At 70.8% G+C, this 11796-nt stretch carries 11 protein-coding genes; 6 read left to right on the top strand and 5 right to left on the bottom strand.

Annotated features, from left to right (window positions below; translation table 11 throughout):
* Positions 1-478 precede the first annotated feature (478 nt).
* On the top strand, positions 479-1111 hold the full coding sequence (locus AOK08_RS18430) for a response regulator transcription factor (RefSeq protein ID WP_055527006.1): 633 nt from the start codon (positions 479-481) through the stop codon (positions 1109-1111).
* A gap of 145 nt (positions 1112-1256) precedes the next feature.
* On the opposite strand, the gene AOK08_RS18425 is transcribed toward AOK08_RS18430, so the two are convergent.
* Both AOK08_RS18425 and AOK08_RS18420 read right to left on the bottom strand, forming a co-directional pair.
* Complete coding sequence (locus AOK08_RS18425; protein WP_079054111.1) at positions 1257-2105, bottom strand: hypothetical protein; 849 nt, start codon at positions 2103-2105, stop codon at positions 1257-1259.
* On the bottom strand, positions 2105-2650 hold the full coding sequence (locus tag AOK08_RS18420) for a SigE family RNA polymerase sigma factor (protein ID WP_055527000.1): 546 nt from the start codon (positions 2648-2650) through the stop codon (positions 2105-2107). The genes AOK08_RS18425 and AOK08_RS18420 overlap by 1 nt, the downstream gene beginning before the upstream one ends.
* A gap of 253 nt (positions 2651-2903) precedes the next feature.
* Here AOK08_RS18420 and AOK08_RS18415 point away from each other — a divergent pair, with 253 nt between their 5' ends.
* From AOK08_RS18415 to AOK08_RS18395, 5 genes are all read left to right on the top strand, one after another.
* Positions 2904-4394 (top strand): MFS transporter, encoded by a 1491-nt coding sequence (locus AOK08_RS18415; RefSeq protein ID WP_241826995.1) that lies wholly within the window; start codon positions 2904-2906, stop codon positions 4392-4394.
* A 169-nt stretch (positions 4395-4563) separates the two neighbouring features.
* The gene (locus tag AOK08_RS18410; RefSeq protein WP_055526998.1) at positions 4564-5217 is read left to right on the top strand and encodes a class I SAM-dependent methyltransferase; all 654 of its coding nucleotides are present in this window, start codon (positions 4564-4566) and stop codon (positions 5215-5217) included.
* Positions 5218-5239: 22 nt separating this feature from the next.
* Positions 5240-6178, top strand: a complete 939-nt coding sequence (locus tag AOK08_RS18405; RefSeq protein WP_055526996.1) for an N-acetylmuramoyl-L-alanine amidase — start codon at positions 5240-5242, stop codon at positions 6176-6178.
* A 104-nt stretch (positions 6179-6282) separates the two neighbouring features.
* Positions 6283-7137, top strand: a complete 855-nt coding sequence (locus AOK08_RS18400; protein ID WP_055526994.1) for a DUF5336 domain-containing protein — start codon at positions 6283-6285, stop codon at positions 7135-7137.
* A 120-nt stretch (positions 7138-7257) separates the two neighbouring features.
* A complete protein-coding gene (locus tag AOK08_RS18395; RefSeq protein ID WP_055526992.1) occupies positions 7258-8268 on the top strand; it encodes an LLM class F420-dependent oxidoreductase in 1011 nt (336 codons plus the stop codon).
* Between the two features lie 16 nt (positions 8269-8284).
* Here AOK08_RS18395 and AOK08_RS18390 read toward each other — a convergent pair whose 3' ends face one another.
* From AOK08_RS18390 to AOK08_RS18380, 3 genes are read right to left on the bottom strand one after another with little or no spacing between them, the layout of a single operon-like run.
* The gene (locus AOK08_RS18390; RefSeq protein ID WP_055526991.1) at positions 8285-9355 is read right to left on the bottom strand and encodes a prenyltransferase/squalene oxidase repeat-containing protein; all 1071 of its coding nucleotides are present in this window, start codon (positions 9353-9355) and stop codon (positions 8285-8287) included.
* The gene (locus AOK08_RS18385) at positions 9352-10167 is read right to left on the bottom strand and encodes a class I SAM-dependent methyltransferase (protein WP_055526989.1); all 816 of its coding nucleotides are present in this window, start codon (positions 10165-10167) and stop codon (positions 9352-9354) included. Before AOK08_RS18385 ends, AOK08_RS18390 begins: the two co-directional genes overlap by 4 nt.
* Entirely contained in the window at positions 10161-11585 is a 1425-nt protein-coding gene (locus tag AOK08_RS18380; RefSeq protein WP_055526987.1) for a glycosyltransferase family 4 protein, read from the bottom strand. Before AOK08_RS18380 ends, AOK08_RS18385 begins: the two co-directional genes overlap by 7 nt.
* Positions 11586-11796: the final 211 nt, after the last annotated feature.

The raw sequence follows: 11796 nt of genomic DNA, 5'->3' as shown, positions 1-11796 counted from the left end.
AGATCACGGTGGCGGGGGGGGGGGGAGGGTGGGGAGGTACGGGGTCGGACGGCAGTGAGGAGCGGGTGCGGCTGACAGTCGCGGACAATGGGGCGGGCGCTGCGCAGTCCCTGGGGGTGGCACAAGCGGGTGTCGGCGGCACGGGGCTCAAGGGGCTGACTGAACGCCTGGCCGCAGCCGGGGGCTCGCTCTCGGCGGGCCCGAGGCCGGGGGGCGGGTTCCTGGTGACGGCCGAGCTGCCCGACCTGGTGGACGACATGCCTTCCTCCACACCCGCTGCCTCCGCACCCGCTGCCTCCGCGCCGGCTGGCTCCTCGCCCGCTTCTCCGTCCGCTGAGTCCACTTCTCCGCCCTCCGCATCTCAGCCCTCTCCGTCCGCTGCGCCTCCTTCCGCCTCTCCCGTCGCACCTCTTTCCTCCTCTTCTCCTCCTTCCCAGGTCAAACCACGGATTCGCTCTACCCTTGCCCCGTGAACGAGATGCCCCGGGATCACCGTCCCTCGAAGTCCATCAGGGTCCTGCTCGCCGAGGACCAGCAGATGATGCGCGGCGCTCTCGCCCTGCTGCTCGGGATGGAGCCGGACATCGAGGTCGTCGCCCAGGTCGCGACCGGTGACGCCATCGTCGACGCGGCCCTGCTGCGCCGCCCGGACGTGGCGCTCCTCGACATCGAGCTGCCCGGCATGAGCGGACTGGACGCCGCCGCCCAGCTCCGCGACGAGGCCCCGGACTGCCGGGTGCTGATCCTGACCACCTTCGGGCGCCCCGGCTATCTGCGCCGGGCCATGGAGGCGGGGGCCGCCGGGTTCCTCGTCAAGGACGGGCCCGTGGAGGAGCTGGCGGCGGCGATCCGCCGGGTGCTGACCGGGGAGACGGTCATCGACCCCGCCCTTGCCGCCGCCGCGCTCAGCGCCGGGCCCAATCCCCTCACGGCTCGCGAGTGCGAGGTGCTGAATGCCTCGGTGGACGGGGCGACGGTCGCCGATGTCGCCGCCAGGCTTCACCTCTCCGAGTCGACGGTCCGTAACTATCTCTCGGCGGCCATCGGGAAGACCGGGACCCGCAATCGGACCGAGGCGGTGCGGGAGGCGCGCCGGCAGGGATGGCTGTAGGTGTACGGTCCGGGACTTTCGCCCTCGCCGCCCCTACCCGTCCCATCCTCGGGGACTCCGCCCCCGAACACCCCCGTATCGTGCCGGCGCGCCTCCCGCACCGCGAACTCCCCCGGAGAGGGGACCCGCAGCCGGGCGAACCGTCTCACCCGGTGACCTTCACCGACTTGAACCCCTTCCCCTCCCCCGCCAGGCACACGAACCAGGCCGCCTGTGAGCCCTCGACCGGCCTGATCAGCGCTTCCTCGGCGTTCACCGCGTAGTTCGCCGGGACCTTGTGGGCGACCGTCGTCGTGCCGTCGTTCCAGGTGCAGGTGACCGTCCGGGCCGTGGGGGCCACCTGGCCGATGACCAGACGCTTCAGGGCACCGTCGGAGGCGTTCGGCTCCAGGGGGAGCGCGGCCGAGTCGAGGTCCGTACCGGACATGACGTCGGTCTTGTCGATGCCGCCCAGCATCACGGGCGTCGTCTCGGTGTCGCCGTAGCCCCTGTCGACGAAGAACGAGCCCCTGCCCACCAGATCCTTGGGGATCCTCGCGTCCGCCGGGCTCTGTCCGCGCTCGGTCATCGCCTGGAACTGCCTGGCCGCCTCCACCTCGTTCTTCGGTGCTCCCCAGATGTCGACGGTGACCCACCATTCTTTCCCCCGGTCCTCGCCCATCGCGAGCGTGGTCCGCAGAGGGGCATAGACATTCCGCTCCTCCGCGGTCGGCGGCCGAATCGCCGTCTGCGTCGTTCCGCCCGCCTTGCCGTCGCCGATGCCCGCCAGCGCCAGCGTCCCCGTCGACCCGGCGATCACCAGGGCCGCCGCCGACGCCACCGCCCAGCGGCGGGCCCTGCGGCGCCGGCCGCCGCGTACCACCGCCTGGTAGGGGGCTATGCCGATCTCGACCCCGTCCGCCGCGCCGGCCAGCAGGAAGGTGATGTCCGAGTGCGCGCCGTCCCCATGTGCCACCTGTGCCATGTCCTGGTTCTTCTCCCGGTCCGCGCTCATCACTTCCGCCCTCCGTGTGTCACCGTCTCGGCCAGGCCCGGTATGGCGCGGAGTTTCGCGATCCCCTTGGCCGCGTTGCTCTTCACCGCGCCCACCGAGCAGCCCATCGCCTGCGCGGCCTGGGTCTCGGCCAGGTCCTCCCAGTACCGCAGCACCACCGCCTCCCGCTGCCGGGGCGGCAACTGGGCCAGTGCCTTCAGCAGCGCGCCACGGTCGTCGGCCCGGGAGATGTGGTCGCCCGTGTCGGGCAGCTCGTGCCCCAGTCCCTCGTCGTCCTTGGGCGCCAGGAACTCCTTGAGCCGCCTGCGGTGCTTACGTGCGTGTGCGTTGATCATCACGCGCCGTACATACGCCTCCGGGTCGTCGGCCGAACCGACTCTCCGCCAGGCCACATAGACCTGTTCCAGCGTCGACTGGACCAGGTCCTCCGCCGCGTGCTGCTCCCCCGTGAGCAGAAACGCCGTACGCAGCAGCCGTGGCCATCGGCCGATGACGAAGCTCTGGAACTCCTCGTCCCGAGCCGCCTTCCGATCCCGTTCCCCCATGAGCACCTCCTAGATGTTCAAAGGAGTCCATGAGCCGCCCGAACCGTTGCCCCGATCCCAGAACATTTTTCTGTGCCCCACATGCCCCGCATGCCCCACATGCCCCACAGATGACGGCAGACATGACGGAAGATCAGATACCCATGAGCAGGTCAAGGATTAGTTAGTACGCCAAAACATCGGAATAGTTGCCCAGGCACACGGGTTCATGTTCCACGTATCCCCGACCGGACCCGCCTGGAGGCTCCACCCCATGACGCACACGACCACCGACCGGACTGCCGGAGGCACCGGCGAAACCGGCAGAACGGGCGGGGCCATAGTCCCGGTGCTGGCCTTCGCGGGCATCGTTGTCGCGGTCATGCAGACCCTGCTCGTGCCCGTCATCAAGGACCTCCCGCAACTGCTGAGCACCTCGCCCAGCAACGCCACCTGGGTGCTGACCTCGACGCTTCTCTCCGGAGCCGTGGCCACGCCGATCATGGGGCGGCTCGGCGACCTGTACGGCAAGCGGCGCATGCTGATCACCAGCCTCTCGGTGATGGTGGCCGGCGCTCTCGTCAGCGCGCTCACCAGCGACCTGCTGACCATGATCGCCGGACGCGCGCTCCAGGGCTTCGCCATGGGCGCCATCCCGCTGGGCATCGGTCTGATGCGCGACATGCTGCCCCGCGAGAAGCTCCCCTCGGCGATGGCCCTGATGAGCTCCTCCATCGGCGTCGGCGGCGGTCTCGCCCTCCCCCTCGCCGCGCTGATCGCGCAGCACTCCGACTGGCACTCCCTCTTCTACGGCGCCGCCGGCCTCGGCGCCCTCGCCATCGTCCTCACCCTGTTCGTCGTACCCGAGTCCGGCATGCGCGCCGAGGGCACCTTCGACGTGCTCGGCGCCATCGGGCTCTCCGCCGGCCTCGTCCTCTTCCTCCTGCCGATCACCAAGGGCAGCGACTGGGGCTGGACCTCCGGCACCACGCTGGGCCTGTTCGGCGCGTCCGCAGTCGTACTCGTGCTGTGGGGCGTGCTGGAGCTGCGGCTGAAGGCCCCGCTGGTGGACCTGCGGACCACCGCCCGGCCCGCCGTCCTCTTCACCAACCTCGCCTCGATCATGGTCGGCGTCTCCTTCTACGTCGTCTCGCTCGTCCTGCCCCAGCTCCTGGTGCTGCCGACCGCCACCGGCTACGGCCTGGGCCAGTCGATGGTCATGGCGGGCCTGATCGTGGCGCCGCTCGGCCTGACGATGATGTTCACGGCGCCCGTGTACGCCCGTCTGTCCGCCAAGTACGGGCCCAAGGTCACCCTGATCCTCGGCCTGCTGATCATCGGCATCGGCTACGGCGCCGGCCTCGGCCTGATGAGCGCCGCCTGGCAGTCCCTGGTCATCGCGGTGGTCCTGGGCGCCGGTATCGGCCTCGCCTACTCCTCCCTGCCCGCCCTGATCGTCGGCGCGGTCCCGGCCTCCGAGACCGGTGCGGCCAACGGTCTGAACACCCTCATGCGCTCCATCGGTACGTCCGTGTCCAGCGCTGTCATCGGCATGGTGCTCGCCAATACCGCCGACCATGTGGGCGGGGTCGCGATCCCCACGATGCACGGGTTCCGGGTCTCGTTCCTGATCGCCACCGGGGCGGTGACGGTCGGGCTGGTGCTGGCGCTGTTCCTGCCGGGGCGGCGGGCGGCCGAGAAGGTGCGGCTGCGGGCCAGTAGCGATGAGGTGGCCGCGCGGCCTGCGGAGAGCGTCGGCGTGTAGGCGCCGCGCGCCGCGCCGGGGGTGCGGGGGTTGCGTTTCGGCTGCGAGCCGGTGGGGGCTTGTCGCGCAGTTCCCCGCGCCCCTGTCAGGGCACCCCGCATCGTCCTGTCGCCCGAGTTGTACGGCAGCATAAGGGCGCCCGCACGCCCGTACGATCGAGAGGAACCCCATGACTTCGGCAGTACCCAAGGCCGAGATTCTCGCCGCCTTCGAGGGGGCCAAGGGGTTCATGCCCCCCGGGGAGGGGCTCGCGCTCTACGCGGCCGCTGTCGAGGCGGGGGCGCTCGGGCTGCCGTTGCTGGAGGTCGGGACGTACTGCGGGCGGTCCACGATCCTGCTCGCCGATGCCGCCCGCGCCGCCGGGGTCAGCGCCGTCACCGTCGATCATCACCGGGGCAGCGAGGAGCAGCAGCCGGGGTGGGACTATCACGATCCGGAGACCGTCGACCCGGAACTCGGTGTCATGGACACGCTTCCGGCCTTCCGGCGTACCCTCCACACCGCCGGGCTCGAGGATCACGTCGTCGCTGTCGTCGGGCGTTCGCCGCAGGTGGCGCGGATCTGGAACTCGCCGCTCGGACTGGTGTTCATCGACGGGGGCCACACCGACGAGCACGCCACCGCGGACTACGAGGGCTGGGCCCCGCACATCGCCGAGGGCGGTCTCCTTCTCATCCACGACGTCTTTCCCGAGCCCGAGGACGAGTTCACCGGCCAGGCCCCCTACCGCGTCTACCTCCGCGCCCTCTCCTCCGGTGCCTTCACGGAGGTCTCCGCGACCGGCTCGCTGCGCGTCCTGCGGCGAACGGGAGCCGGATTCTGACACCCCGGTTAGAGTCGCTGTCGTGTCCTACGCCGGCCCCGGCTTCGAGCCGTCCCAGCCCTCCCGTTCCGCTCCGCGCCGTTCGCCGGCCGTCGCGCTCGCCGTGATGGTGCTCGCCGGGACCGGGGGATGGCTCGTCTGGGGGGCCGTCGCCGATGACGGCGGGGGTGGCGGAAAGACCCGGGCCGGGGCCGAGGGCGGTGTCGGACGTGCGCCGCTGTCGCCGATCGAGCCGCCCGGCTACACCGACCCGGAAGCCTCGGGGCAGCCCACGGCCGCTCTGGCGGGCAAGGTCGTCGTCATCGACCCGGGACACAACCCCGGCAATTTCCAGCACACCGCCGAGATCGCCCGCAAGGTGGACATCGGTACGAAGTCGAAGGAGTGCGACACCACCGGTACCGCCACCAACAGCGGTTATACGGAGGCCGAGTTCACCCTCGATGTCGCGCGGCGGCTGCGGACGGTCCTCGAACAGCAGGGCGCCACCGTGAAGTTCACCCAGGACGGCGACCGGGCCGACCACGCCTTCGGGCCCTGCGTGGACGAGCGGGCCCGGATCGGGAACGCCGCGCACGCCGACGCCGTCGTCTCCGTCCACGCCGACGGGAGCGCGCAGGGCAACCGCGGATTCCATGTGATCCTGCCGGGGTCGGTGCACGAAGGGGCCGCGGACACCCGGCCGATCCTCGCCTCCTCCCGGCTGCTCGGCGAGCGCGTCAAGGCGGGGTTCGCGGACGCGACCGGATCCGCGCCCTCCAACTACGTCGGTGGCGGCACCGGCCTGGACACCCGCACGGACCTCGGCGGTCTCAATCTGTCAACGGTTCCCAAGGTGTTCATCGAGTGCGGCAACATGCGCGACAGCAAGGACGCGGCCCTGCTGACCAGCGGCGCGTGGCGCCAGAAGGCGGCACTGGGGCTCTCTGAAGGAATCGTGAGTTTCCTGCGCGGGTCGTGATCAACGCGTGCATCCCGGCGGACAGCGCGCGCGGGCGGACGATAATGTCGTGCCCCTACGCATGATGCCGACGAGACGACCTACGAAGGACCTGAGGACCTGAAGTGAATATCCGCTCCCTCACACGAGGCGACGGCGTGGTGATCGGAGCAGCGGTGTTGCTGTTCATCGCGTCGTTCCTCGACATCTACTCCGTCGACGGTGCCCCGGCGAACGTCGACCTGCCGAGCGCCTGGGCCAGTGGACCGGTCCTGCTGGGCGTCGTCTTCGCGGGCCTCATCGGTGCCGCGCTCGTCGTGTTGTCGCACGGTCTGCCGCAGGTGCCGAAGGTCGCGGGCCTCGACCTCGGCCAGTTCGGTGCCGCGTTCACCGTGTTCGCCGCCTTGAGCGCGCTCGGCAACGTCTTCGACCCGTCGGGCGGACTCGACAACGTCCGCGACGGCGTCTCCGGCCCGGACGCGGGCACCGGCCTGATCCTCTCCCTCGTCGCCACAGTGGTCATGGCCGCCGCGGCCATCGCCTCGCCGCTGGTCCCGGCCCTGAAGGGCCCCCTGGTCGGCGCCCCCAAGCCGGCCGCCCCGCAGCCGTACGGCGGCGGTCAGCCCTACCCCGGCGGCCCCGCCCAGGGCAGCTACGGCTACCCGGGCGCCGACGCCCAGCAGCAGCCGTACGGCGGTCAGGCGCAGACCGGTCAGCCCTTCGGCGCCGGCACGGGTGCCGGCCTCGGTGCCGGTCAGCCCCAGGCGCAGCCGTCGGCCCCGGAGTTCTCCCCGTTCTGGTTCGCCGTGCCGGTGCCGCGTCCGCTGTTCGCGGAGGACGGTTCCTCGACTCCGATCGCCGAACTGGCCCCCGGTACCTGGTACTTGGCCGTCGAGCAGCGCGGCCAGGGCTTCATCGCCCAGACCCAGGACGGCCGTCGGGGCGTCCTCCAGGACACCTCCGGCATCCAGCGCGGATAAGCGGACAACACGCCCGCGCGTGTACGCGAGCCGCGGCCCCTTGCCCTTCCGGGCGAGGGGCCGTTGTCGTACAGTCGCCGTCACCCGGATCCGGATCTGACGTACCGTCAGGAGGCACATGTGCGGCTCGGTCTCGCGCTCGGCTACTGGGGTCGCGGCCCCGACCCGCGTCATGTACCGCTCGCCCAGGAGGCCGAGCAGCTCGGCTACGACTCGGTGTGGACCGCCGAGTCCTGGGGCTCGGACGCGTTCACCCCGCTGACCTGGATCGCGGCGCGGACGTCAAGGATCAAGCTGGGTACGGCGGTTGCCCAGATGGCGGCCCGCTCGCCGACGACCACCGCGATGCACGCCCTCACCCTCGACCACCTCTCCGGCGGACGTGTGCTCCTCGGGCTCGGTCTCTCCGGCCCGCAGGTCGTCGAGGGCTGGTACGGCCGCCCGTTCCCGAGGTCGCCGCTCACCGCGACCCGGGAGTACGTGGATGTCGTACGCCAAGTCCTCAGGCGCGAGGCCCCCGTTGAGGTGTCGGGCCGCTTCCACTCCCTGCCGTACAACGGGCCGGACGGGACGGGGTTGGGTAAAGCCCTCAAACCCATCACCCATCCCCTGCGCGCCGAACTCCCCGTGCTGCTCGGCGCGGAGGGGCCGAAGAACATCGCCCAGACGGCCCGTATCGCCGACGGCTGGCTGCCCCTGTACTGGTCGCCGCTGAGGGCCGAGCTGTACGAGGAGCCGCTGAGGGATGCCAGGGAGGGGTTCCTCGTCGCGCCGATGGCGCAGGCCCGGGTCTGTGCCGACGTGTCCGAGGGGCTGCTGCCCGTGAAGACGATGCTCGGGTTCTACATCGGCGGGATGGGGCACGCGGCCCGCAACTTCCACGCCGATCTGATGGCCCGCATGGGGTACGAGGAGGAGGCCCGGCGGATCCAGGAGCTGTTCCTCGCCGGGCGGCGGGAGGAGGCGGTGCTCGCCGTGCCGGACGCCTTCGCCGACGAGATCTCCCTCGTCGGACCGCGTGAACGCATCGCGGAGCGGCTGGAGTTGTGGCGCAAGGGGCCGGTGACCGACCTCCTCGTCCTCTCCCCCGACCCGCATACGCTGCGAGTGCTCGCCGAGCTCAACTCCTGACGGCCGGCCCGGGCTCTCAGGTGCAGCAGTCGGGGTCAAGGCCCGTCGGCAGGAGTTCGCCGCCGAACACCGCGCAGGTCGCCTCGTGGCCGCCGAGTGCGGCGACCGCGAGGAGCAGTGAGCCCGCCGTCCAGGTGGTGAGTTCGCGCGGCCAGATCGTCTCGGCGTCGAACACGTACCCCGTCCAGTAGAGGCCGGTGTCGGTGTCGCGCAGGTGCTGGATGGACTGGAGGATCTCCAGGGCCCGGTCGGACTCGCCAACCGCCCAGAGCGCCAGGGCGAGTTCGGCCGACTCGCCGCCCGTCACCCACGGGTTGGGCACGACACAGCGCACCCCGAGTCCGGGGACGACGAAGCGCTCCCAGCCGTCCTCGATACGGGACTTGGCCTCCACACCCGTCAACGCGCCGCCCAGGACCGGGTAGTACCAGTCCATCGAGTAGCGGTCCTTGTCGAGGAACCGCTCGGGGTGCCGGCGGATCGCGTGGCGCAGCGCACCCACCGCCAACTCCCAGTCCGGCTGCGGCTCTTCACGTTCCTCGGCGATGGCGAGCGCGCAGCGCAGCGCATGGTGGACGGACGAACTCCCGGTCAGCAGGCCGTCCTTGGCCTCCGTGCCGTCGTCCTCGCGCTTCCAGCCGATCTCACCGCCGGGCTGCTGCAACTGGAGGACGAACTCGACGGCCGCGAAGACCACCGGCCACATCCGGTCCAGGAAGGTGTCGTCGCCGGTGGCGAGGTAGTGGTGCCAGACACCGACGGCTATGTAGGCGACGAAGTTGGTCTCCCGGCCCCGGTCGGTGACGTCGGCGGCGTCCCCGTCGGCGTACGCGGCGTACCAGGAGCCGTCCTGGAGCTGGTGGGCGGCCAGCCACAGGTACGCCCGCTCGGCGGCCTCGTGCTCGCCGGCCGCGTCCAGGGCCATCGCGGCCTCGGTGTGGTCCCACGGGTCGAGATGGTGCCCCCTGAACCACGGGATGGCCCCGTCCTCCCGCTGCTCCGCGAGGATCCCGCGGACGGTGAGGGCGGCCTGCTCGGCGGTGAGGACCCCGGGCAGGACGAGGTGTTCTGTCCGGGGGGTGGTCACTTCGCGGCCACCTCGGACTTGGACTTGGTCGCAGAGTCCGACTTGGAGTCGGACTTGGACTTGGAGTCGGACTTGGAGTCGGACTTGGCGAGGCCCGGGAGGTGCGGCTTGGTCGCGTAGGCCACGAAGCTCTTGCCGATCAGTGGGTTCAGCGCCTGCTCGGCGACCCGGGTGACCAGCGGTTTCTTCATGATGTCCCAGACCAGCAGCTTGTGGTAGGCGCGGACCGGCAGCACCTTGTCGTTGTCCACGCCGAACGCGCACTTCAGCCACCAGTACGGGGAGTGCAGGGCGTGGGCGTGGTGGGTGCCGTAGGGCTTCAGTCCCGCTTCGCTGATCTTCGCGAGGAGTTCGTCCGCCTTGTAGATGCGGATGTGGCCGCCCTCGACCTCGTGATAGGCGTCGGAGAGGGACCAGCAGACCTTCTCGGGACCGTAGCGCGGCACGGTGATCGCGATCCGGCCGCCGGGCTTCAACACCCGTACCATCTCGGCGAGTACGCCCTTGTCGTCCGGGATGTGCTCCATGACCTCGGAGATGATCACGACGTCGAAGGACTCGTCGGGGAACGGCAGCGCCAGGGCGTTGCCCTCCATGGCCGTCGCGGTGGCTCCGGCGGGCGCCTCGCCCGCCTCCTTCATCGCGGCGAACCACTTGGCGACCTCGCGGATCTCCTCACCGTTCTGGTCGAGCGCCACGACCTGGGCGCCGCGCCGGTAGCACTCGAACGCGTGCCGGCCGGCTCCGCAGCCGAGGTCCAGTACGCGGTCGCCCGGGGCGAGCGGGAACCGGGTGAAGTCGACGGTCAGCACGGGGTCCTGCTTTCGCGGTCGGGGGTCACGTCGGGGGTGGGTACGAAGCGGCCGGGCGGCCGGGGCGCCGAGCGGGCGATCGCCTCGCGGTAGTGGGCCGCCGTGCCCTCCGCCGCGCGGGCCCAGGTGAAGCGGGCCAGTACGCGCTCGCGGCCGGCCCGGCCCAGGCGGGCCCTCAGTTCCGGGTCGGTGAGGAGGGTGCCCAGGGCGGCGGCCAGGGCTCCCGGGTCGCCCGGCGGGACCGCGAGGCAGGTCTCGCCGTCAGGACCGGCCACCTCCGGGATCGCCCCGCCGGTGGTGGCGACCAGGGGCGTGCCGGTGGCCATCGCCTCGGCCGCCGGGAGGGAGAAGCCCTCGTACAGGGACGGTACGCAGGCGATCTCCGCCGAGCGCACCAGGTCGACGAGTTCCGCGTCGGAGATGCCCTTCACGAAGTCGACGGCGCCTTCGAGGCCGTACCGCTCGATGGCCTGGGCGACGGGTCCGTCCTCGGCGCGCTTGCCGACGACCACGAGGTGGGCGGCGGGATGTTCCGTACGTATCTTCGCCAGCGCCTCGACGAGGAACACCAGGCCCTTGAGGGGAACGTCCGCGCTGGACGTGGTGACGATGCGGCCGGGTATCCGGCGTACCGAAGGGTCGGGCGAGAAGAGGTCGGTGTCCGCGCCGATGTGCACGACGTGGATGCGCTCGTCGTGTACGCCGAGATGGTCGACGATCTCCTGCCGCGACGTACCCGAGACGGTGAGCACCGACGGCAGGCGGCGCGCCACGCGCTTCTGCATGCGGGTGAAGCCGTACCAGCGCCGCACGGACAGCCGGCGGCGTATGCCGTCCGCCGCGTCCAGGTCCAACTGCCGGTCCACGGTGATGGGGTGGTGGATGGTGGTGACGAGCGGGGCGCCGATGTCGCCCAACAGTCCGTATCCGAGCGTCTGGTTGTCGTGCACGACGTCGAACTCGCCGCTACGGGCGCGGAGTTGGCGGCGGGCACGGAAGGAGAAGGTGAGCGGTTCGGGGAAGCCGCCGGTCCACATCGTGGCGACTTCGAGGGCGTCGATCCAGTCGCGGTACTCGTCGCGGCCCGGGGTGCGGAAGGGGTCCGGCTGACGGTAGAGGTCGAGGCTGGGCAGCTCGGTGAGGACGGGGTCGGGACCGGATCCGTGTCCGTATGGATGCCCATGTCCGTTGTGGCCGGTGCGTCCGTCGAGTACGTCCAGGACGGGGTACGGCTGGGAGCCGATGACCTCGACGCGGTGACCGAGCCGGGCGAGTTCGCGGGACAGGTGGCGCACGTAGACGCCCTGGCCGCCGCAGAACGGGTTCCCCTTATAGGTCAGAAGTGCGATGTTGAGCGGTCGCTCGCCGTCCGCGGCGGGATCCCCCGGAGGGCCTGCCTCGCTGGCCTCGGCCGTCACTTCTGGCCCCCTTCTCCCCACGATTTCCCGCGAGACTACGACGGGACGCTAACCTAGAACAAGTTTCAGAGTTGATCGTTCAGGAGCTCCGAATCTACCGGCAGGTACGTCGACTGTGAGCGGTGGATCAGGTGATTCGCGCCACGGCCGCCACCCGAGGCTGACGTGCCATGCTGGCTGTTTGCTGACATATGACTGCCAGATCGCCGCC

This window comes from Streptomyces graminilatus (assembly GCF_001418565.1).
Taxonomy (GTDB): Bacteria; Actinomycetota; Actinomycetes; order Streptomycetales; family Streptomycetaceae; genus Streptomyces; species Streptomyces graminilatus.
The sequence above is the reverse complement of the archived record's forward strand: the minus strand, read 5'-3'. Positions and strand labels throughout refer to the sequence as shown.